Raw genomic sequence first — 21,547 nt, 5'->3', positions numbered from 1 at the left:
AAAAAAATTATAATTTCATGAAATCACCTTTTTATTTAACAAAAGAAGAAATGCAATCTTATGGCTACAAAATAGTAGACCTAATAGTAAATCATTATGATGAAGAGGAAAATAAAAAGCCAGTAAGTAAAGCTTCTAGAGAAGAAATGGATTCTATTTTTTTAAGAGAAGCGCCAGATAGTGCAACGCCTGCAGATGAAGTGTTAGATTTTGTGGCTAAAAATGTATTGCCAAATACCAATATATCTACGCACCCTAAATCTTTTTCTTTTGTACCAGGTCCAAGTAATTTTATAAGTACCATGGCAGATTCTTTGGCAACAGGATTTAATATTTTTTCGGGTGGATGGATTGTTTCTCCTGCCGCTGCAGAACTAGAAATTGTTACTTTAAATTGGTTGTTAAAAATGTTCGACTTTCCGGTAACAAAAGGAGGTGGAATTTTTACAAGTGGTGGATCTATGGCAAATTTAACAGCTTTAACCACTGCTAGAAGAATAAAATGTGGCGATGATTTTTCGAATGCCGTTATTTATTTATCAGACCAAGCACATTCATCTAATATTAAAGCAATTAGAGTTTTAGGCTTTAAAAAAGAACAAGTAAAAATCATTCCAACAGATTTAGAATTTAAGTTTAGTATTAATAAACTTAAAAACGAAATCGCAAAAGACCAATTAGAAGGAAGAAAACCATTTTGTATTATTGCTTCTGCAGGTACTACCAATACTGGTACTGTAGACCCGTTAGATGCTTTGGCAGATATTTGCGAAAAAGAAAATCTTTGGTTTCATATTGATGGAGCATATGGAGGTGCCGCAATATTATCTAAAAAAGGAAGTAGAATTTTACGAGGTATAGAGCGTGCAGATTCTTTAACTGTAGATCCTCATAAATGGTTTTTTCAGCCTTATGAAATTGGTTGTTTATTAGTAAAAGACGCCTCTTGGTTAAGCAATACGTTTAGCGAAAAACCAGAATATTTAAGAGATATTGAAGGAAATGAATCTGAAATTAATTTTTATGATTACGGAATTCAATTAACAAGAAGGTTTAGAGCATTAAAATTTTATATGTCTATTAAAACCTACGGATTAAATGCTTTTAAAAAGGCAATAACGTACAATATAGATTTAGCAGATAAAACAGAAGATACACTTAGAAAAAGTAAAAACTGGGAAATTGTTTCTCCTGCAACTTTGGCTATTATTAATTTTAGGTACAATCCTTTAAATAAAGATTTAACAGAAGAAGAATTAGATAAATTAAATCAAGAAATATCGTCTAAAGTTGTAGATTCTAAAGAGGCACTTTTGGTTACCACTGTTTTACAAAATCAAGTAGTTATTAGAATGTGTTTAATAAACCCAAAAACTACTTTAAAGCATGTTACAGACACTTTAAATCAATGTGAAGTATTTGCTAAACAAGTTCTTTTGGAGTGGAATAAATAGTTTTTAAATTAGAAATAAAAATACCTAAAACACCTATAGGTAGTAGTGCTGAAACAAGTACTAAAATTACATAATAATTATTGATGATAGAAAGTTGCTGCCAATTACAAAAACCTTTGTAAAAAATAAATACTTCAGAAAGAATAAAACCAGTTAAATAAATTAGTATCCATTTTTTTGGAATGGATATTAATTTATTCTGATGTAAAAAAAACAAGATACTAAGACTAATAACACCTAAAAAAACCAAGTGTAAATATCCTATTACAAAATCTTTTATTTGGTAAGATAAGGTTGCAAAATACGGAATTGCAGTAATTGTTTGCATTATTATTTTTAAACAAAATAACACAAAAATTAAGTGGATTAATTTGAAGAAAAATCGACTTATTTTATCCTTTAAAAATGTTTTTTGTTCTTTAATTATCGAATAAAAAAAGAGTAAAGAAAAGATTTGAATAACACTTCCTAATATCGCTAATATATAGATAGTTATAGGTGGGTTTATCCATAAAAAAGATAAAGCTAAAGTAAAGATACAACTGGCAATCATCAACCTAAAAAAAGTAGAGATTTTTTTTGAAGAAATAACACGATTATTTTTTTCTAAAAAGTGGAAAAATAACCCAAGTAAACAAAAAATAAACCAACCGTTGTATTGAAAATGTAAGTAAAAATAAATTGCATTTTTATACCAATGAGAAGTGCTTCCTAATGTGTTCATAATAATTCCTAAAGCCCAAGGGCCAACACTAGAAATAATCATAAATATAAGTGATGTATTTATAAATTTATAAGCAAAACTACCTTTGTTAAAATTGTTGTTTTTTCTAAAGAAAGCATAAAACCAATAAGAACATATGATAAATAGAGTAGAAAAAATAATAGAAAATAATGCATATCCAGTTATTGGAAAGCTAACTAACATCCCTAAAATTGTAACCTGAGTGCTTAAAAATAATTTTGAATACTTTTTTTTAGCTTCTTCTTTTATAAATAGATAAAAAATTAAAGTTGTTAATCCTATATATACCCAGCCTAAAAGTGCCACGTGAGAATGCGTGTGAACAATAAATTTATAATTGGCATTTACATTTGTAGTAGGAAAAAGACGCAATAAAATACCTAAAGACGCAGCGATTAAAAAATAAAAAAGCGCTACAAAACTTTGTGTTTTAGCTTTAATCATATTAAAAACTATAAAGTATTAATAAGGTTATTGTCTTTAGCGTATTCTTTAGCCATTTCTAAGATTGTTTTATTTTTAAGTTTTTGTAGTAATTTATTTTTAAAAGGTACATATAAATGATGGATTACACAGGGGTTATCATCACTACATTCTGTTTGACCTAAATAACATTGATTAAATTTTTCTGCATCATCTACACAATCGATAATATTATACAGGGTATTTTTATCGTTTCTATCCGTTAGGTAAAAACCTCCATGAGGACCTTTAACAGAACTTATAATATCTTTTTTTGTTAATTCTTGTAATGTTTTGGCTAAAAACGGGGCAGGTATGTTTAATACTTTGGCTATTTTCTTAGAACCAATTTTATTGTCTTCGGATGAATTATTTGCTAAATAGAGAACTGCTCTAATGGCATATTTACTAGAATTGGTTAACATGTTTTTTTTACAAAAATATAAAGATATTTTTATCTTTTTATATGATAATTATCATTTTTACTTATTGCAAACTATAATATTTTTGTTGTAAATAATAAAAGACAAAACAATCTTTTATTTTAATCAACATTAAAACAAAGAAAAAATGAGACTTTTAAAAACAGTATGTTTATTATTCGCATCAGGCTTACTGCTAACGAGCTGTAAGAGTGAACCAAAAAAAGAAATGGCAGTGGTAGATAATTCTTCCATTTATATTAAAGGAACTATAGAGGCAGAATTAACTTCACCGCCTTTTGTACCTGCGCCAGTAGGTAATAGAACCGCAAAGAAATTATTAATAGATATGGAAATTCTTGAAAAAGAAGGAACCATGACAGATGGTGTACAATATGTGTATTGGACTTTTGGTGGTTCTGTACCTGGAAGTTTTATTAGAGCTAGAGTAGGAGACGAAATAGAATTTACGTTGTCTAATCACCCAGATAATAAATTACCACATAATATAGATATGCATGCGGTAACTGGTCCTGGAGGTGGAGCAACATCTTCTTTTGTAGCGCCTGGTCATAAAAAAACGTTTTCTTTTAAAGCATTAAACCCTGGTTTGTTTGTGTACCACTGTGCTACTGCACCTGTAGGAATGCATATTGCAAACGGAATGTATGGTTTAATTTTAATAGAACCAGAAGGTGGTTTGCCTAAAGTAGATAAAGAATATTACATTATGCAAGGAGACTTTTATACAAAAGGTGCCACTGATGAAAAAGGTTTACAAGCTTTTGATATGACAAAAGCAATTAAAGAAGATGCAGATTATGTAGTTTTTAATGGTAAAGTTGGTGCTTTAACTGGAGACAACGCTATTACTGCAAATGTGGGTGAAACAGTTCGTTTATTTGTAGGGAATGGCGGACCAAACTTAACATCGTCTTTTCATGTTATTGGAGAAATCTTTGATAAAGTACATATAGAAGGAGGATCTATGATTAATGAAAACGTGCAAACAACTTCAATTCCTTCTGGAGGAGCTGCTATTGTAGAATTTAAAGTAGAAGTTCCTGGTACATTTATTATTGTAGACCATGCTATTTTTAGAGCTTTTAATAAAGGGGCTTTAGGAATGTTAAAAGTAACCGGAGAAGAAAACAAAAAATTATATTCTGGTGTTAAGCAAGAAGGAATTTATCATCCAGAAGGAGGTACTATTCAAACAATGCCAAATAATGATAAGAAAAAAGTGGCTGTAAGTAACGTAGAAAAACCTTTAGCTAAAAAAATAGCTGATGGTAAACAATTATACATGACTACTTGTTTTGCTTGTCACCAAGCAGAAGGACAAGGAATTCCGAATGCGTTTCCTCCTTTAGCAAAATCAGATTATTTAAATGCAGATGTTAAAAGAGCTGTAGGTATTGTTTTAAACGGAAAAACAGGAGAAATTACTGTAAACGGAAACAAATACAATAGTGTAATGACCAAACAAACACTTTCTGAAGAAGAAGTTGCAGATGTGCTTACTTATGTTTATAACTCTTGGGGAAATAATAAAACCAATGTAAGTGTAAACACTGTAAAAGAAGTAAAAAGCAGTCATTAAAAACCTTAATTAAAAAAAGATGAAAACTATTTTAAGATTGACAATTTGTTTATTCCTCCTAAATGCAACGTACACAAGTTGTCAATCTAAAATGGTACAAATTAAGGGAGGAGAGTATTTGCCTTTGTATGGTAGAGATTCTTTAAATGTTAAAATAAAGGATTTTTTAATAGACGTATATCCTGCAACAAATAGAGAATATGTAGACTTTGTAAAGAAATATCCAAAATGGCAAAAAAGTAAGGTGATAAAGTTATTTGCAGATGAAAGCTATTTACGCGCATGGAAATCGGATACTATTTTAGGTGAAAACCAAAAAGAAAAATCGCCAATTACTCAAGTATCATGGTTTGCAGCAAAAGAATATTGCGAATGTCAAGGAAAAAGATTGCCAACAGTAGATGAATGGGAATATGTAGCAATGGCAAATAAAACCATACCCGATGCAAGAAGAGAAGAGGCTTATAATCAGTTTATTTTAAGTTGGTATGAAAAGCCAAAAACGTTTAATCAAACCATAGGATCTACATTTAAAAATTATTGGAATGTGTACGATTTACATGGTTTAGTTTGGGAGTGGACTATAGATTTTAATTCGGTATTGGTTTCTGGAGAGTCTAGAAAAGATGTAGATACAGATAATAATTTATTTTGTGGTAGTGCCGCTGTAAATGCAACAGATTTAATGAATTATGCTGCATTTATGAGATATGCCATTAGAGGAAGTTTAAAAGCAAAATATACCATGAAAAACCTTGGTTTTAGATGTGTAAAAGATATTAAAAAATAGAAAAATGAAAACACTTAAATATTTATTATTGCTGGTTGTAACCGCTACGTTATTAGTTTCTTGTGATAAAAAAACATCAAAAGAAACGGATAAAGTTGCATATCAATGTCCTATGAAATGTGAAGGGGACAAAGTCTATTCAGAAAAAGGAAATTGTCCTGTTTGTGAAATGAAATTAAGGCCAACATCAAAAGTAGCAACAAAAGTTCTGTCTAGTTTTATTTCTGAAGAATCTATTTTTAACCTAACAACAAAATGGAATACGCAAGATGGTAAAGAAATTGAGTTGAAAGAGCTAAAAGGTAAAACTTTAGTAATGGTGATGATTTATACAACTTGTAAAGCTGCTTGCCCGAGGTTAACAGCAGATATGAGAAATATTGAAGACAAAATTCCTGCAGATTTAAAAAATGAGGTTGAATTTATTTTAGTCAGTATAGATCCTGTTAATGATACTCCAGAAAAATTAAAAGCCTTTGCGAAAGAAAATTTTTTAGAAGGACCACAATGGACTTTGTTACAAGGTACAGAAAGTGGGGTTAGAGAATTTGCCAATGTTTTAGCGGTAAAATACAAACAGATTTCTCCTTTAGACTTTTCTCACTCTAACATTATAAGTGTTTTTAATCCAGGAGGAGAATTAGTGCATCAACAAGAAGGTTTAGGTGTTGATAATAAAGAAACAATTAAAAAAATTATAGAAACAATTAATACTCATTAAAATGAAAATTACAAAAGATAATACAGTGGCAGAAGTAGTTACCTATAATATTAAAACTGCAGATGTATTTAAAAAACACGGAATAGACTTTTGCTGTGGCGGAGGAATATCAATAGAAAAAGCATGTAAAAAACATAATGTTTCTTTTGAAGAAATGGAAAAAGAACTATTAAATATAAACAATCCAACGTCTAATGCTTATAATTATGATAGTTGGAAACTAGATTTTTTAGTAGATCATATTATAAATATTCATCATGCGTATGTTACAGAAAGTACTCCTATAATAATACAGTATGCTGCAAAAGTAGCAAAAGTTCATGGCCACCATTATACAGAAGTTGTAGAGATTAATAAATTGTTTATAGAGGTTGCAAATGAATTAGCTGCCCATCTAAAAAAGGAAGAAATGGTTTTGTTTCCTTTTATTAAGCAATTGGTAAAAGCAGAAAAAGAAGAAACAAAGGCACCTAAACAACATTTTGGTACGGTAAATAACCCTATTAGAATGATGGAAGAAGAGCATGAAAATGCAGGTGACATTTTAAAAGAAATAAAACGTCTTTCTAATAATTATACACCACCAGAAGGAGCTTGTAATACGTTTAAAGCCTTGTATGCAAAATTAGAAGAGTTTGAACAAGATTTACATCAGCACATACATTTAGAAAATAATATTTTGTTTCCAAAAGCTATTCTTTTAGAAAAGAAAAATAACCAATAACATATTATATAATTTCCCCTAAAGTGTAAAAGCTGAGTGTTAACTTCTTAATGCTCAGTTTTTTTATTTTATTTCTTAATTTTTTAATGACAACGGTCATGTTTTTTTGAAACAATTAAACATACATTGCAAGCTTAGTAAATTTAATTTAACATTTAAAATAAACAATGAAAAAGGCACATTCATTTCACATTCCTGTAATGGGAATTGGCTTTACAATAGACTCTCCTTTAAAAGTAGCACAATTTGGTATTGATTCTGTTATTTCTTTGGTAGATGATATTTTAGTAGAAAAAATGCGTAAAATTTACAGCGAAAAATTTGAAATACCTTATAAAGAAATTTCAGATAAAGTTGATGATTTTAGAGCAAAGAGAATTACCTCTTATTTAAATCTATTACACGATCAAACAGAAGAAAAATTTAATCAATTAAAAAATATTACTTCAGAAAAAAGTAAGGCTTTAAAAGATTACATTCATATGTTACCAGAATATTCTTCTTTAAAAAAAGAGTTTCATAAACTTACAGAAGAAGGTGTAGATTTTTCTAAGATAAAAGATTGGGCAAATAAAAATTTGTCTATGGGGAGTATCGATGTCAATATTATGACCAAAATTGATAAAGCAAATTATTTAGATAAAGAAATGTTACCTATAGAGTATAATGATGCGCATGCAGCTTTAAGAGGTTTTTCTGAAAGTAAATTAGCTTCATCATTAGTACTTTCTGCAGGTATGAATCCTAGATTATATGCTTATATGAGTAATTTTAAAGATTTTTTTCCTGATGAAAGCGGTTACATTAAAAAGAAAATTATTTTAAAGGTAAGCGATTATAGATCTGCTCTTATTCAAGGAAAATTTTTAGCTAAAAAAGGCTTATGGGTTTCAGAATATAGAATAGAATCTGGATTAAATTGTGGTGGACACGCCTTTGCAACAGATGGTTTTTTAATGGGACCTGTTTTAAAGGAGTTTAAAGAAAATAAAGAAACTCTAAAAAGTACAACATTATCATTATTAATGGAAGCTTTAAAAGATGCCGATAAAATTTTACCTGCTAAGAATTTAGAATTAAAGATTACCACTCAAGGTGGTGTTGGTACCGATGAAGAACATGCTTTTTTAATGGAAGAATATCAATTAGATTCAGTAGGGTGGGGAAGTCCGTTTTTATTGGTTCCAGAAGCTACAAGTGTAGATGCCAAAACGATGGAAAAATTGGCAAGCGCTAAAGAAGAAGACTTGTATTTAAGTAATACATCTCCATTAGGCGTTCCTTTTAATACGCTTAAAGGCAATACAAAAGATATTCAAAAACAACAACATATCGATAAAAATAGACCAGGTAGTGCTTGTCCTAATAAATTTATCGCTTTAAATTACGAATTTAAAGAAACAGGTTTGTGTACTGCATCAAGAGAATATCAGCATTTAAAATTAAAAGAATTAGATGCTTTAGAGTTATCCGCAGAAGATAAAGCACGCAAGTACAATGCAATTATTGAGAAATCTTGCATTTGTGTTGGTTTAAGTACTTCTACATTAATTTTAAATAATGTAAGTACCAAAAAAACGGGCGATGGTGTTTCTGTTTGTCCTGGACCTAATATGGCATATTATGATAAAGTAATGAGCTTACGTGGAATTACAGATCATATTTATGGTAGAAAAAACATGATATCTAGAATAGACAGACCTAATGTTTTTGTAAAAGAGTTATCGCTTTACGTTACGCATTTACAAGAAAAAGTGGCGGATGTTAAAGCTACAATAGATAAAAAACAATTGCGTTATTTATTAAAGTTTAAAAAGAATTTAGAAGCCGGAATTGAGTATTATACAGAATTGTTTTTAGAGAAAAAAGATGCCTTTGTAGATCAAAAAGAAGCGCTTTTAAATGCACTTCAGTTTCAGCAACATAAATTAATATTAATTAGTGAAGAAATTGAAAAGTTAAAGTAATTTTTTTTAGAATTGAACATAAAAAAAGCATCTTTCAATATTTTGAAAGATGCTTTTTAATTTTATAGTAAATTACTAATTATCTAGTAATTGTTTGTTTTCTATCTGGACCAACAGAAACAATAGATACTGGTACACCTGTTTCTTTTTCAATAAAAGCAACATAGTCTAGTAAATTTTGTGGCAATTGATCTGCAGAAGTCATTTTTGTTAAATCATCTTCCCAACCTTTAAATTCGGTATAGTTAACAGAAACATTTTCTGGCTCTATATTGTATGGTAAGTGAGAAATCTCTTCACCTTTATAATTGTAAGAAGTACAAACTTTTAAGGTATCAAATCCAGATAAAACATCACCTTTCATCATCATTAATTGTGTTACACCGTTTACATCTACAGCATATTTTAATGCTACTAAATCTAACCAACCACAACGTCTTGGTCTACCTGTTGTTGCACCAAATTCATGACCAATTCTAGCCATATCTTCACCATCTTTATCAAATAATTCAGTAGGAAAAGGTCCAGAACCAACACGAGTAGTGTATGCTTTAAAGATACCAAAAACTTCACCAATTCTATTTGGAGCAACACCCAAACCAGTACAAGCACCTGCTGCAGTAGTGTTAGAAGAAGTTACAAAAGGATAAGTACCAAAGTCAATATCTAATAAAGATCCTTGTGCTCCTTCAGCTAATATTGTTTTTTTATCTTTTATAGCTTGGTTTAAAAACTCTTCACTATCAATAAAAGCTAAAGTTCTTAATTTATCAATTCCTCTACAAAATTCTGCTTCTAATTCTTTTAAATCATATTCTACTTGAACATCAAAGAATTCTAACATTTTAATATGTTTAGCTGTTAAAGCATCATATTTTTCTTTCCAATCTTCTAATTCTAAATCTCCAACTCTCATTCCGTTTCTACCGGTTTTGTCCATATAAGTTGGGCCAATTCCTTTTAATGTAGAACCAATTTTAGCTTTTCCTTTAGATGTTTCTGAAGCTGCATCTAATAATCTGTGTGTTGGTAAGATTAAGTGTGCTTTTCTAGAAATTAACAATTTAGACGTATAATCTATGTTGTGTTTGTCTAGATTTTCTAATTCTTTTTTAAAGATTACTGGGTCAATTACAACTCCATTACCAACTACATTTAAAGCTGTTTTATGGAATATTCCAGAAGGTATTGTGTGTAAGACATGTTTATGTCCGTCAAAAATTAAAGTATGTCCCGCATTTGGACCACCTTGAAAACGTGCAATGATATCATAGTTTCTTGTAAGTACGTCTACAATTTTACCTTTTCCTTCATCTCCCCATTGTAATCCTAGTAATAAATCTACAGCCATTATAGTTGTGTTAATTGTTGTTTATTGTTGTGTTGTTAATTAAGATTTGTTCTTTTTTGTTCCGTAAAAATAAAGTGAATGATTATGAATATCAATATCAAAAACGTCTTCTATTGTTTTCTTTATAATTTGTATTCTTGGATCACAAAATTCTTTAACTTCTCCAGAATCGGTAAAAATAACGTGATCGTGATTTTTATCGAAATAACTTTTTTCATAACGCGCCATCGATTGTCCATCAAATTGATGTTTTCTAACCAAACCGCAATCTAAAAGTAGGTCTATGGTATTATAAAGTGTAGCTCTACTAACCCTATAATTTTTGTTTTTCATTTTAATATAGAGAGATTCTATATCAAAATGCTCGTCGGCTACATATATTTCTTGAAGTATAGCATAGCGTTCTGGAGTTTTTCTATGCTTATTTTCTCCTAAATAGGTAGTGAAAACTTTTTTTACTATTTCTTGATTTTCAAGAGGATTACTCATTTATGAATGATTTTTTACAAAAAGCAAATTTACAGTTATTTCTTAATAAAATAAGACTTTTAATCAAATGATATTTACAAAGTATTAACACGTTCTACTTTTTTTACGCCTTCTATTTTAAGAAGGTTTTTTATTAGTTTATCTAATTGTGAGCTATTTTTAACACTAATAGAAATTTTTCCTTCAAAAACGCCCTCATCTCCTTTAATGTTTATACTGTTAATAAAAACACCCATATTGTTAGAAATGGTACGAGTTACATCGTTTGCCATTCCTTGATTGTCAACTCCTGATATTTCTAAAATTACTTTAAAATCTTGTTTGGTAGAATCAATCCATTTTGCAGGCATAATTCTATATGCGTAGTTCGATTGTAATGAAATAGCATTCGGACAGTTCATTTTATGAACTTTTATCCCCTCATTTATTGTTAAAAAGCCAAAAACTTTATCTCCAGGTATTGGGTTACAACATTTAGAGAGTTTATAATCTAGTTTTTGTTCATCTTTTCCAAAAACTAAGGCATCAAATTTTTGAGTTACCGCATCGGTATCCGGATGTTCTTTTTCGGCAGTGTTTCTAGTTAATTTGGTTTTAAAGAAATTTAAAATTTTACTATTTCGTTGCGATACAAACGCTTTTAAAAGTGTATTGTCAATAGCACCATTTCCTATTCTATAAAATAAATCGAAACTGGTTCTTAATTTAAAATAGTTTACAAGCTCATTAACCGTTTTATCATTAAAAGTAATTTTTAAATGACGTAGTTTACGCATTAAGATGGCTTTTCCTTCTTCTGCAATTAACTTTTCTTCTTCATTTAAAGCAGCTCTAATTTTTGCTTTTGCTCTTGCGGTAATTACAAAATCTAACCATCTAGAATTGGGTTTGTTAGAGGCTGTAGTTATTACTTCTATTTGGTCACCACTTTTTAGTTGATGACTTAAAGGCATTAATTTTCCGTTAACTTTTGCGCCTCTACATTTTAAACCAACATCTGTATGTATAGAAAATGCAAAATCTAAAGCAGTAGCATTTTTTGGAAGCGATTTTAAATCACCTTTAGGTGTAAAAACGTAAATTTCTTTAGAATATAAATTCAGTTTAAAATTTTCTACAAAATCAACGGCATTTAAAGACTGCGTTTCTAAAGTTTCTTTTAATTTATTTAACCAATCTTCTAATCCGTTATCTTTTGTTTCTCCTTGCTTGTATTTAAAGTGTGCTGCATACCCTTTTTCTGCAATTTCATTCATTCTGCTAGAGCGAATTTGCACTTCTACCCATTGAGAATCTGGCCCAACTACAGTAATGTGCAAGGCTTCATAACCGGTAGATTTAGGTTGCGAAATCCAATCTCTTAATCGAGTAGGGTTTGGCTTAAAATAATCGGTTACAATGGTATAAATTTTCCAAGCATCAAATTTATCATCATTAGAGTTGGGTTCATATATAATTCTAATTGCATATTTATCATAAACCTCATCAAAAGTTACATTTTGATTGATCATTTTTCTACGAATAGAATAAATAGATTTAAACCTACCTTTTATTTCGTATTCAAAATTTTCTTTATCTAAACCAGATTTTAAGGTATCCTCAAAGCGTTGTAAATAATTTTTCTGATCTTCTTTACTTTCTTTTATTTTGCCTAAAATACCATAATAAGCCTCTGGCTCTGTATACTTTAAACCTAAGTCTTCTAGTTCTGTTTTTATATTATACAACCCTAATCGATGTGCTAAAGGAGCATAAATGTATAATGTCTCAGATGCAATTTTCACCTGTTTGTGTGCAGGCATTGCATCCATAGTTTGCATATTGTGCAGTCTGTCTGCAATTTTTATCAAAATAACCCTTACATCATCATTTAATGTTAAGAGCATTTTTCTAAAATTCTCTGCTTGTATAGAGGCGTCTTGCTCTTTGTTTAAGCGAGAAATTTTGGTTAATCCGTTTACAATTTTGGCAATAGTTTCACCAAAAAGATGTTCCATATCTTCTATGGTATACTCTGTATCTTCTACCACATCGTGTAAAAGGGCAGAAGCAATAGAAACGGCATCTAAACCAATTTCATAGGCAACAATTTTGGCTACAGCAATTGGATGGTAAATATAAGGTTCGCCGGTTTTTCTACGTTGCTGAGAATGTGCATCTACAGCAATATCAAAGGCTTTTCTAATAAGTTCTTTATCTTCTTTAGATAAAATCTCATAAGTTCCTTTTAGCAAATCTTTGTATCGTTTTGCTATCTCTTTATTTTCTTCTTCTATGGTTACTGTGTATTCCAAAAACTGAATTTTAAAATTGGGGTTAACTTAAAGTGAAATTAGCAATAAGTATTTTAACATACAAGTATTTCGTTTTCTAAATGCAATTATTTGCTATTTTTGTCCTATGAAAAACATTGGTCTCGCTTTATTACTCTTATTTTTTAGTTTTAACATCTATTCTCAAGATAAAAAAACAAAAAATGCTCTTTTTGAACTTCAAAAAAAGAAAGTTTCTATAAATATTGATAAGGATATTTTTACAAATGTTTACCAAAACATGTACGTATCAAAAAAACCAGAAGCTTTAGTTTTGGCGGTAATTATTCCTATTTCCTATGATGCTCAAAAAGAAAAGGTAAACAACAAAGCAATAAAAAAAGAGATTCCTTTTAAAGGAGAAAAAAAGTTAAATAAAGAAAATGTTTTGGTCTTTTCTGGTACTATAATTAAAAAAGGTATTGAATTTGCAAAACACATATATTACATTAAACAGCAACAAAATACTTGTATAGAATTAACTACAATGTTAGCTGTTAATGCACCTACTAAAGATAAAAATATGATAAAGGCTATTGTTAACTCTGTAATCGAAAAAAATTAACTTTCTAAATTTTCTATTCTTTCCAACAAAGTTGGATGTGAGTAATGCGCAAAAACGTATGCAGGATGCGGAGTTAAATTACTTAAACTATTTTTAGATAATTTTTTAAGTGATGTTATAAGTGCTCTTCCTTCAAATGTTTCTTTAGCAAAATTATCTGCTTGATATTCAAATTTCCGCGACATATAATTCATAAATAATCCTGTTATTTCTGAAATTGGCGAATATAAAATTCCGAAAGCAATTAAACCAATATGAAAACTTGGTTTAGCAACCCCTAATGCTTCTGATAAAATAGGTGTATTAATAAATAGTGAAAGAATAAAAAGAGTAAACCCTGTTAAAAGAATTGATGAGATTAGATTAAAAATGATGTGTTTTCTTTTATAATGACCAACTTCGTGTGCTAAAACAGCTACAATTTCATCTGTATTTAAATCGTTAATTAAGGTGTCATACAAAGTAATTCTTTTTTGAGAACCAAAACCAGAGAAATATGCATTTGCTTTTGTAGAACGTTTAGAGCCATCAATTACAAATATATTATTGATGGTAAAACCTACTTTTTTAGCATATTTTTCTATGGCAGCTTTTAATTCGCCATCCTCTAACGGACTTTGCTTATTGAATAAAGGAACAATCAGTTTTGCATAAAACATGTTCATAAACAAAGAGAATACTGCTACTAGAATCCAAGCGTAAATCCAGAAATTTTTACCTGTTAGTTGATAAAACCATATAATTAAAGCTAAAATTCCGCCACCTAATAAAGCACCCATTAACAAACCCTTTACTTTATCTAACCAGAAAGTTTTTATAGTAGATTTGTTAAAACCAAACTTTTCTTCAATAACAAATGTGCTGTAATAGGAGAGCGGCGTGGTCATAATTTCTGAACCTAACATAATGATTCCAAAGAAAATTAAAGCCACCAAAATAGGGTTCTCTGTATATGTCCTTGCAAAAGAATCTACATATTTAAAACCGTCTATAAAAAAGAAAATTAAGGTTAATAGTGTAGAAAATAATGTGGTTATGTTAGAGAATTTTGCACTTGTTTTTTTATAAGCCTGTGATTTTTTATATTCTTCTTCATCATAAACATCTTTTAGTTTTTCAGGAATTTTATCATCAAAATGTTTTTCATTTAAAACATCTAAGATTTTATCAACAATAAAACTGATAATTATAATGGAAATAATAATGTAAAATAAAGTAGTTGGTTGCATAAATATTTTGAAAACTTTGACTTATAATTTGTGTGTTATTTTTGGTAATAGGAAAGAATACTTTTATTAAAAATGTAATTTCATGCCTTCGTGCGTTCCTTTAAAACCTAAGTTTTCGTAAAATTGAATGGCTCTAGGTCTTTGTTTATCTGAAGTTAATTGCACTACATGTACTCCTTTTTCTTTGGCTTTTTGTATTGCCCATTCAAATACTTTTTTTCCGATTCCGAGTCCTCTTTGATCATTTCTTATAAATACATTTTCTATTTGTGCTCTTGTTCCGCCACAATAACTTAAATATTGAATATAGGTAATTTGTAAAGTTCCAATAACCTCTAAATTTTCATTTTCTACTACAATCAATTCTTGATTTTTATCGGCATCAATTATTTGAAATGCTTTTAGATAAGAATCTGGTAGAGGGGTTTGAAAGTTTTCTCTTTTTTTACCAAGTTCATCATCTGCCATCATTTCTACGATTATAGAAATATCTTTTTGAGTTGCTTTTCTAAAAATCATTACTTTTTACACTTTAATAGAAATACCTATTTTATTTTTTATGTTCTTTACTCGCGTAAATTGCAGCTCCAATAATACCCGCATTGTTTTTATATTCCGCTACTTTAACCTTTACTTCGGTTTGTAAATGTTCTTTAAAACCGTCATATCTTTTGCTAATACCTCCACCTAAAACAATTAAACTAGGTGTGTAAACAATTCTAATATATTCTAATAAAGAATCGAATCTTATTGCCCAATCTTTTAATTTTAAGTTCTCTTTTTTTCTTACGGAATCTGCTGTATGAAATTCAATTATTTCACCATTTGTATGCAACATTTTACCTATTTCTAAATTAGGAATTAAGTTACCGTTAAAAAATAAACCAGAACCTATTCCGGTACCAATGGTAATCATAATAACAACACCTTTTTCTTTTTTAGCAGCTCCTAAACTTACCTCAGCTAAACCTGCCAAATCTGCATCGTTACTAACATAAAAAGGTAATTTACATTCTTTTCTAAATAATTTATCTACTTTTATGTCTAACCATTTTTCACTTAAATTTCCTGGATGAATGCATTTACCGTTTACAATTGTGGTAGGAAAACTACAACCTACAGCCTTTTTCCAGTTAAAAAAAACGATCATTTGGTTTATAACCTTTGCAACAGCTTCTGGAGTTGCAGGTTTTGGAGTGTCTATTCTATGTCTTTCAGAAAGTAATTCTCCTGTTTTGGTGTTTACAATTGCGGCTTTAATTCCAGATCCACCTATATCAATTCCTAATACTTTCATTCTTTATAACTTAAAATTTCTTTGTCTTTTTGCTTCAAACAGAATAATTGCAGCAGAAACAGAAACATTCATAGAATCTATTTGTCCTTGCATGGGAATATTTATATTTTGAGAAGCAGCTTCTCTCCAAATTTCTGTTAAACCAGTAGCTTCTGTACCCACAACTATTGCAGTACTTTTTGTGTAATTTTCTTGATGATATTCATTAGAATTTTGCAAAGTAGCAGCATAAATATCAATATTTTTTTCTTGAAGAAACGCAATTATTTCTTCGGATGTGCCTACCGCAATTTGATTGGTAAAAACACAACCAACACTAGATCTTATAATATTGGCATTGTACAAATCGCTTTTAGGATTTGCTATAAAAACAGCATCAATATTTGCAGCATCGGCAGTTCTTAGTAAAGCACCAATATTTCCAGGTTTTTCAACACCTTCTGCAACTAAAATTAGTGGATTTTTGGTTTTAAATTGAATGTTTTTTAAGGAGAAGTCTTTCGCTTTTGTTACCGCTATAATACCTTCTGTAGAATCTCTATAAGCCAATTTTTGATAGACCTCTTTAGAAATTAAAATTCTATTTACATTGGCGTTAAAAAGGTGTAAAATTTCATTCTCTGAAATTAGATCAGGATTAAAAAGAATGGTATCAAACTCATAATTAGCAGAAATTGCTAATGTAATTTCTCGTTTTCCTTCAATAATAAAGAGTTCCTGTTTTTTTCGTTCACGAGCTTTATCTTGCAGTTTTAGCAAGTTTTTTACGTACGGATTTTGGATACTAGTTATTTCTTTCATTAGTACAAATATACCTAATTATAGGTATTGACTAAGTAGTAAATTATAACAATATTTGTAGCTTAATAAACCAAATTATTAATTTTAGAGTATTAAATGTATTTTAATTAAATTTTCTATGAAAAGGAAAGATAAAAACAGGTTTATTATAAATTATTTTTGATAAAAAGGCTCGCTAATAGTGAGTCTTTTTTGTTTACTGATATGGGGAATTTGCTAACTATTACAAAATATACAACGTTTTATAATTAAAAAAAGGTTGTCTTTTTACAGACAACCTTTTACATAAAACCAAACTAAAACTAACTAATTATTTTAAACTTTCTAATAGTTTTTCTGCAACTAATTCTGATGAAGCAGGATTTTGACCTGTAATTAAATTACCATCTTGTACAGCATACGGAGCCCAGTTTTCTCCATTAGAATAAAAAGCACCACTTTCTATTAACATGTCTTCTAATAATAACGGTACAACTTCTGTTAAACCAACGGCAGCTTCTTCTTTATTAGAAAAACCAGTTATTTTTTTACCTTTTACCAATGCTTTTCCTTCTGCATTTTTTACATCTCTTAATACTGCAGGAGCATGACATACAAATGCAATAGGTTTTGCTTGAGTATTAAATTTTTCGATTAATGCAACAGACACTTTATCATTGGTTAAATCCCATAAAGGCCCATGACCACCAGGATAAAAAACAGCGTCAAAATCATCTGGATTCATATCTGCTAATACTTTTGTGTTGGCAATTTTAGATTTAGCATCAGCATCATTATTATAACGATCTGTAGCTGCTGTAGCTGCATCTGGTGCATCACTACTTGGGTCTATTGGTGCAGCGCCACCTTTTGGTGTTGCAATAGTAATGTTGGCTCCTTTATCTAATAAAGTGTAATATGGAGTAGCAAATTCTTCTACCCAAAATCCTGTTTTTTTTCCGGTATCACCTAACTTATCGTGAGATGTTAATACAAATAATATATTCATTTTTTTATCTTTTTTAATTGTTGATTTTACTTCTAAAACTTTTTTAGAAGTTGTTTCTTTTTTTACATCCTTACAACCCGAGGCTGTAATAATAGTAAGTGTTAAAGCTATTATTTTTGTAATTTTCATACTTAAAATTAGTAAGACATTTTTACAATTTCTTTTACTTTATCTGGAGACAAGTTTTGGTGTTCACCTAAACCTAACCAACCACGATCTGTAAAACGTTTTGCTATTTCTTCTGCAGTTCCTTCATAATCATCTGTGTAATTAGATAATTTGGTGTCTATACCTAATTTATGAAAAAAGTCTACTGTTTTTTCTATAGCATCGTAAGCTTTATCGTCTTTACTTCCTTTTTTAATTTTCCAAACACGATCTGCATATCGAGCTAATTTTGCTTTTTTAGTATCAAAATTATACTTGTAATGACTAGGAGCAATAATTGCTAAAGTACGCGCGTGGTCTATACCAAATAAAGCGGTAAGTTCATGTCCCATTGCGTGAACAGCCCAATCTGTTGGTACCCCTTTTTGTATTAAACCATTTAAAGCCATTGTACAACTCCACATAAAATTAGCAGCAGCTTTATAATTTGTAGGGTCTTTTAAAACCTTAGGAGCAACTTTAATTAACGTTTGTAAAATACTTTCTGCAAAACGATCTTGTAACATAGCACCTACTGGGTAAGTCATGTATTGTTCTAAAACGTGCGTAAAAGCATCTGCAATTCCGTTTGCCAATTGACGTTTTGGAATAGAAGCAATAACTTGTGGGTCTAGAATAGAAAACTGAGGAAATAGACCTGGCCCCCCCATTGCTAATTTTTCTTTAGTTTCTCTTCTTGTAATTACTGCACCAGAATTCATTTCAGATCCTGTAGCTGGTAATGTTAACACCGTACCAAATGGCATTCCTTTTTCTGTTCTAATATTTTTGGTTAAAATATCCCAAGGAGTTTCTCCATCAAACACAGCTGCTGCAGATAAAAATTTGGTTCCGTCTATTACAGAACCTCCACCTACGGCTAATAAATAGGTGATATTTTCTTCTTTAACCACTTTTAAAGCTTCCATTAAAGTTGCGTATTCTGGGTTTGCAGGGATTCCTCCAAACTCTACAAGTTCAATATTTGCTAAGGCTTTTTTTACCTGATCGTAAATTCCGTTTTTCTTGATACTTCCGCCACCATATAATAATAATACTTTGGCATTTTTAGGTATTTCTGTTTCTAATTGTTTAATTGTGTCCTTTCCAAAAATAATTTTGGTTGGGTTTTTAAATTCAAAATTGTTCATCTTCTTTTCTTTTTTAAATTTTAACGATCATTTTTCCTTTGTTTTTACCTTCAAATAAATCGATAAAAGCATTGGGTATATTATCAAAACCATCTATAATGGTTTCTGTATATGTTAATTTTCCTTCTAATAACCAGGTAGATAATTGTTTCATTGCTTCAGGAAATTTATCCGCATAATTAGAAACAATAAACCCTTGCATTAAAGCACTGTTTTTAACTAAAAAGGGTTGTACGCTTAAACTTGTAGGTAATTCTGTTTCGTTATAAACAGAAATTGCACCACAGATAATAATTCTAGCAAAACGGTTGATATTGAAAAATACGGCATCAGATATTGGTCCGCCAACATTATCAAAATAAATATCTACCCCGTTTGGCGCTAGTTTTTTAATATCAGCATTAATGTCTTTACTTGTGTTGTAATTGATACCAGCATCAAAACCAAATTTAGTTTTAAGCATTGCAATTTTTTCATCAGTACCTGCAATCCCAATTACATTAAGTCCCATTATTTTAGCTATTTGCCCAACAATAGAACCAACAGCACCAGCAGCACCAGAAACTACAATGGTTTCTCCCGCAACAGGTTTCCCTATTTGATTTAAACCTAAATAGGCTGTTAAACCGGTCATACCTAACACACCTAAATAAGTACTTAAAGGAGCTTTAGAACCATCAACTTTTAAAAGACCTTCGCCATTAGAAACTTGTTGTGTTTGCCAATTTAACATTCCAGAAACAAAATCACCTTCTTTAAAATTCTCGTTTTTAGAAGCAATAACTTTAGCAATAACACCAGATTGTACTGGTTTATTCAATTCAAAAGAAGGAACATACGATTTTGCAGCACTCATTCTTCCTCTTAAATAAGGATCAACAGAAACGTAAGCTGTTTCTAAAAGAATTTCTCCTTTCTTAATTTCAATTTCTGTATTGTCTGTTAAGAATTCAAAATTAGAAACAGTAGGTTTCCCTTCGGGTCTATTGTTTAATAATATTGTTTTATTCATATTATTTTTATTCTATAACGGTTACTAAATCTGTCATTGGTTTTCTAACTTTTACTAAGTTTACCAACCAATCTTTATCTTCTGCTCTATAACCAATTGGTAATAAAACTGCACTACGTAAACCTTTTTCACGCAGGCCTAAAATTTCATCTACAGCGTTTGCATCAAAACCTTCTAATGGAGTTGCATCTACACCTTCATAAGCAGCAGCTGTAATAGCATTTGCAAAAGCAATATAGGCTTGTTTTGCAGCATGATTAAAGTTTTCTTCTGCATCTTTTTGAGGATACATGCCTAATAACATTTGGCGGTAAACTTCCCAACCTTCGTTTTTAAAACCACGAATTTCATTTGTTAAATCGAACATATAATTAATACGATCTTCCGTATAAGTATCCCAAGCAGCAAAAACAAGTAGGTGAGAACAGTCTGTTATTACAGATTGATTCCAAGCTACTGGTTTAATTTTTTCTTTAATATCTTGATTTTTAATGACAAAAATTTCAAACGGTTGTAAACCACTTGATGTTGGCGATAAACGTGCAGCTTCTAAGATACGTTCTATTTTATCTTCAGAAACTTTCTCTCCATTCATTGCTTTAGCAGCATATCTCCAGTTTAATTTATCTAATAATTCCATCTATTTAATTTTAATTGTTTATTGAAATTTGTTTTATATCGTTTGAGGGTATAATTACCTCGGTATTACTTTTATTGTTTGCTAAAAGGATCATTGCCTTTGCAATACTTTCAGCATTTATTATCTGATACTTTTTTAGTTTTCCTATAAATAATGGTTGAATGATTTTAAAAACCACTAAACCAATTTTTTCTAAGAACCGTTGCTCTTTTCGTTCTCCATCAATTAAAGAAGGTCTTAAAATAAAGGTGTTTTTAATGTTTTGCTGTAAAACACTTTGTTCCATTTCTCCTTTTGTTTTGTTATAAAAAACAGTACTATTTTTATTGGCTCCCATGGCAGAAATTACTAAAAAAGTGGGGATGTTGTTCTCTTTAGCTAATTTTGCTGCAGCTACAGGAATTCCATAATCTATCTTTTTATAAAGCGTTCTATCTGGTGTTTTTTTAGCAGTAGTGCCAATACAACAGTATACTTCGTCTGCTTTAAAATCGTCTTTAAATTGTTCTAAATTTAAAAGATCACCTGTAAATTGAATCACTTTTTTAGGTAGTCCTTCTATTTTAGAACGAGAAAACAGTTTTATGCTTTTGTATTGTTCATCTTCTATTAATTTTTGAAGAATATTGTTACCTGTTAAGCCGGTTGCACCTAGTATAATAGCCGTTTTTTTCATT

21 protein-coding genes are annotated in these 21,547 nt (G+C 29.9%); 7 read left to right on the top strand and 14 right to left on the bottom strand.

The window, feature by feature from the left end:
* Positions 1 to 17 precede the first annotated feature (17 nt).
* Complete coding sequence (locus tag WG951_RS02780; RefSeq protein WP_105048686.1) at positions 18 to 1,454, top strand: pyridoxal phosphate-dependent decarboxylase family protein; 1,437 nt, start codon at positions 18 to 20, stop codon at positions 1,452 to 1,454.
* Here WG951_RS02780 and WG951_RS02775 read toward each other — a convergent pair.
* Together WG951_RS02775 and WG951_RS02770 are read right to left on the bottom strand one after the other, a co-directional pair.
* Positions 1,423 to 2,643, bottom strand: a complete 1,221-nt coding sequence (locus tag WG951_RS02775; protein WP_105048685.1) for a hypothetical protein — start codon at positions 2,641 to 2,643, stop codon at positions 1,423 to 1,425. The genes WG951_RS02780 and WG951_RS02775 overlap by 32 nt on opposite strands.
* Positions 2,644 to 2,651: 8 nt before the next feature.
* Positions 2,652 to 3,086, bottom strand: a complete 435-nt coding sequence (locus tag WG951_RS02770; protein ID WP_105048684.1) for an RrF2 family transcriptional regulator — start codon at positions 3,084 to 3,086, stop codon at positions 2,652 to 2,654.
* 145 nt (positions 3,087 to 3,231) lie between these two features.
* Here WG951_RS02770 and nirK point away from each other — a divergent pair, with 145 nt between their 5' ends.
* The 5 genes from nirK to WG951_RS02745 all read left to right on the top strand — a co-directional run bounded on the left by nirK (position 3,232) and on the right by WG951_RS02745 (position 8,888).
* Positions 3,232 to 4,686, top strand: a complete 1,455-nt coding sequence (gene nirK, locus WG951_RS02765; RefSeq protein WP_105048683.1) for a copper-containing nitrite reductase — start codon at positions 3,232 to 3,234, stop codon at positions 4,684 to 4,686.
* A 19-nt stretch (positions 4,687 to 4,705) separates the two neighbouring features.
* Positions 4,706 to 5,476 (top strand): formylglycine-generating enzyme family protein, encoded by a 771-nt coding sequence (locus tag WG951_RS02760; RefSeq protein ID WP_211296707.1) that lies wholly within the window; start codon positions 4,706 to 4,708, stop codon positions 5,474 to 5,476.
* Positions 5,477 to 5,480: 4 nt separating this feature from the next.
* Positions 5,481 to 6,197: an SCO family protein gene (locus WG951_RS02755; RefSeq protein WP_170062886.1), complete on the top strand. Its 717-nt coding sequence runs from the start codon at positions 5,481 to 5,483 to the stop codon at positions 6,195 to 6,197.
* Between the two features lies 1 nt (position 6,198).
* Complete coding sequence (ric, locus tag WG951_RS02750; RefSeq protein ID WP_105048681.1) at positions 6,199 to 6,921, top strand: iron-sulfur cluster repair di-iron protein; 723 nt, start codon at positions 6,199 to 6,201, stop codon at positions 6,919 to 6,921.
* 167 nt (positions 6,922 to 7,088) lie between these two features.
* Positions 7,089 to 8,888, top strand: a complete 1,800-nt coding sequence (locus tag WG951_RS02745; RefSeq protein ID WP_105048680.1) for a hypothetical protein — start codon at positions 7,089 to 7,091, stop codon at positions 8,886 to 8,888.
* Between the two features lie 79 nt (positions 8,889 to 8,967).
* On the opposite strand, the gene WG951_RS02740 is transcribed toward WG951_RS02745, so the two are convergent.
* From WG951_RS02740 to WG951_RS02730, 3 genes are all read right to left on the bottom strand, one after another.
* Entirely contained in the window at positions 8,968 to 10,239 is a 1,272-nt protein-coding gene (locus WG951_RS02740; protein ID WP_105048679.1) for an adenylosuccinate synthase, read from the bottom strand.
* A gap of 39 nt (positions 10,240 to 10,278) precedes the next feature.
* Entirely contained in the window at positions 10,279 to 10,728 is a 450-nt protein-coding gene (locus tag WG951_RS02735) for a Fur family transcriptional regulator (RefSeq protein ID WP_105048678.1), read from the bottom strand.
* A gap of 74 nt (positions 10,729 to 10,802) precedes the next feature.
* The gene (locus WG951_RS02730; RefSeq protein ID WP_105048677.1) at positions 10,803 to 13,022 is read right to left on the bottom strand and encodes a RelA/SpoT family protein; all 2,220 of its coding nucleotides are present in this window, start codon (positions 13,020 to 13,022) and stop codon (positions 10,803 to 10,805) included.
* A 106-nt stretch (positions 13,023 to 13,128) separates the two neighbouring features.
* On the opposite strand from WG951_RS02730, the gene WG951_RS02725 reads away from it, so the two are divergent.
* Positions 13,129 to 13,605 (top strand): hypothetical protein, encoded by a 477-nt coding sequence (locus WG951_RS02725; RefSeq protein ID WP_105048676.1) that lies wholly within the window; start codon positions 13,129 to 13,131, stop codon positions 13,603 to 13,605.
* Here the strand turns inward: WG951_RS02725 and WG951_RS02720 are convergent.
* The 9 genes from WG951_RS02720 to WG951_RS02680 all read right to left on the bottom strand — a co-directional run bounded on the left by WG951_RS02720 (position 13,602) and on the right by WG951_RS02680 (position 21,546).
* On the bottom strand, positions 13,602 to 14,834 hold the full coding sequence (locus tag WG951_RS02720) for a M48 family metallopeptidase (RefSeq protein WP_105048675.1): 1,233 nt from the start codon (positions 14,832 to 14,834) through the stop codon (positions 13,602 to 13,604). The two genes, WG951_RS02725 and WG951_RS02720, sit on opposite strands and share 4 nt — an antisense overlap.
* Positions 14,835 to 14,900: 66 nt before the next feature.
* A complete protein-coding gene (locus tag WG951_RS02715) occupies positions 14,901 to 15,353 on the bottom strand; it encodes a GNAT family N-acetyltransferase (RefSeq protein WP_105048674.1) in 453 nt (150 codons plus the stop codon).
* Positions 15,354 to 15,384: 31 nt separating this feature from the next.
* On the bottom strand, positions 15,385 to 16,131 hold the full coding sequence (ppgK, locus tag WG951_RS02710; protein WP_105048673.1) for a polyphosphate--glucose phosphotransferase: 747 nt from the start codon (positions 16,129 to 16,131) through the stop codon (positions 15,385 to 15,387).
* A gap of 3 nt (positions 16,132 to 16,134) precedes the next feature.
* The gene (locus WG951_RS02705) at positions 16,135 to 16,932 is read right to left on the bottom strand and encodes a TrmH family RNA methyltransferase (RefSeq protein ID WP_105048672.1); all 798 of its coding nucleotides are present in this window, start codon (positions 16,930 to 16,932) and stop codon (positions 16,135 to 16,137) included.
* 310 nt (positions 16,933 to 17,242) lie between these two features.
* The gene (locus WG951_RS02700; RefSeq protein ID WP_211296706.1) at positions 17,243 to 18,049 is read right to left on the bottom strand and encodes a type 1 glutamine amidotransferase domain-containing protein; all 807 of its coding nucleotides are present in this window, start codon (positions 18,047 to 18,049) and stop codon (positions 17,243 to 17,245) included.
* A gap of 8 nt (positions 18,050 to 18,057) precedes the next feature.
* Entirely contained in the window at positions 18,058 to 19,218 is a 1,161-nt protein-coding gene (locus WG951_RS02695; protein WP_105048671.1) for an iron-containing alcohol dehydrogenase, read from the bottom strand.
* A gap of 13 nt (positions 19,219 to 19,231) precedes the next feature.
* A complete protein-coding gene (locus WG951_RS02690; protein WP_105048670.1) occupies positions 19,232 to 20,230 on the bottom strand; it encodes an NADP-dependent oxidoreductase in 999 nt (332 codons plus the stop codon).
* 7 nt (positions 20,231 to 20,237) lie between these two features.
* Positions 20,238 to 20,870, bottom strand: a complete 633-nt coding sequence (locus WG951_RS02685; protein WP_105048669.1) for a nitroreductase family protein — start codon at positions 20,868 to 20,870, stop codon at positions 20,238 to 20,240.
* 10 nt (positions 20,871 to 20,880) lie between these two features.
* Positions 20,881 to 21,546 (bottom strand): NAD(P)H-binding protein, encoded by a 666-nt coding sequence (locus tag WG951_RS02680; protein ID WP_105048668.1) that lies wholly within the window; start codon positions 21,544 to 21,546, stop codon positions 20,881 to 20,883.
* Between the last annotated feature and the right edge of the window lies 1 nt (position 21,547).

The organism is Polaribacter butkevichii, assembly GCF_038024105.1.
In the GTDB taxonomy this organism is placed as follows: domain Bacteria; phylum Bacteroidota; class Bacteroidia; order Flavobacteriales; family Flavobacteriaceae; genus Polaribacter; species Polaribacter butkevichii.
Note: the sequence above shows the minus strand (reverse complement) of the source record. Positions and strands in the feature narration are given on the sequence as shown.

Bases quoted from the DNA above. Each gene is read 5' to 3' on its own strand.
- WG951_RS02680 (WP_105048668.1), bottom strand. From the start codon at position 21,546: ATGAAAAAAACGGCTATTATACTAGGTGCAACCGGCTTAACAGGTAAC.
- ric (WP_105048681.1), top strand. From the start codon at position 6,199: ATGAAAATTACAAAAGATAATACAGTGGCAGAAGTAGTTACCTATAAT.
- WG951_RS02755 (WP_170062886.1), top strand. From the start codon at position 5,481: ATGAAAACACTTAAATATTTATTATTGCTGGTTGTAACCGCTACGTTA.
- ppgK (WP_105048673.1), bottom strand. From the start codon at position 16,131: ATGAAAGTATTAGGAATTGATATAGGTGGATCTGGAATTAAAGCCGCA.
- nirK (WP_105048683.1), top strand. From the start codon at position 3,232: ATGAGACTTTTAAAAACAGTATGTTTATTATTCGCATCAGGCTTACTG.
- WG951_RS02715 (WP_105048674.1), bottom strand. From the start codon at position 15,353: ATGATTTTTAGAAAAGCAACTCAAAAAGATATTTCTATAATCGTAGAA.
- WG951_RS02745 (WP_105048680.1), top strand. From the start codon at position 7,089: ATGAAAAAGGCACATTCATTTCACATTCCTGTAATGGGAATTGGCTTT.
- WG951_RS02725 (WP_105048676.1), top strand. From the start codon at position 13,129: ATGAAAAACATTGGTCTCGCTTTATTACTCTTATTTTTTAGTTTTAAC.
- WG951_RS02770 (WP_105048684.1), bottom strand. From the start codon at position 3,086: ATGTTAACCAATTCTAGTAAATATGCCATTAGAGCAGTTCTCTATTTA.
- WG951_RS02720 (WP_105048675.1), bottom strand. From the start codon at position 14,834: ATGCAACCAACTACTTTATTTTACATTATTATTTCCATTATAATTATC.
- WG951_RS02700 (WP_211296706.1), bottom strand. From the start codon at position 18,049: ATGAAAATTACAAAAATAATAGCTTTAACACTTACTATTATTACAGCC.
- WG951_RS02740 (WP_105048679.1), bottom strand. From the start codon at position 10,239: ATGGCTGTAGATTTATTACTAGGATTACAATGGGGAGATGAAGGAAAA.
- WG951_RS02685 (WP_105048669.1), bottom strand. From the start codon at position 20,870: ATGGAATTATTAGATAAATTAAACTGGAGATATGCTGCTAAAGCAATG.
- WG951_RS02780 (WP_105048686.1), top strand. From the start codon at position 18: ATGAAATCACCTTTTTATTTAACAAAAGAAGAAATGCAATCTTATGGC.
- WG951_RS02695 (WP_105048671.1), bottom strand. From the start codon at position 19,218: ATGAACAATTTTGAATTTAAAAACCCAACCAAAATTATTTTTGGAAAG.
- WG951_RS02735 (WP_105048678.1), bottom strand. From the start codon at position 10,728: ATGAGTAATCCTCTTGAAAATCAAGAAATAGTAAAAAAAGTTTTCACT.
- WG951_RS02775 (WP_105048685.1), bottom strand. From the start codon at position 2,643: ATGATTAAAGCTAAAACACAAAGTTTTGTAGCGCTTTTTTATTTTTTA.
- WG951_RS02690 (WP_105048670.1), bottom strand. From the start codon at position 20,230: ATGAATAAAACAATATTATTAAACAATAGACCCGAAGGGAAACCTACT.
- WG951_RS02705 (WP_105048672.1), bottom strand. From the start codon at position 16,932: ATGAAAGAAATAACTAGTATCCAAAATCCGTACGTAAAAAACTTGCTA.
- WG951_RS02760 (WP_211296707.1), top strand. From the start codon at position 4,706: ATGAAAACTATTTTAAGATTGACAATTTGTTTATTCCTCCTAAATGCA.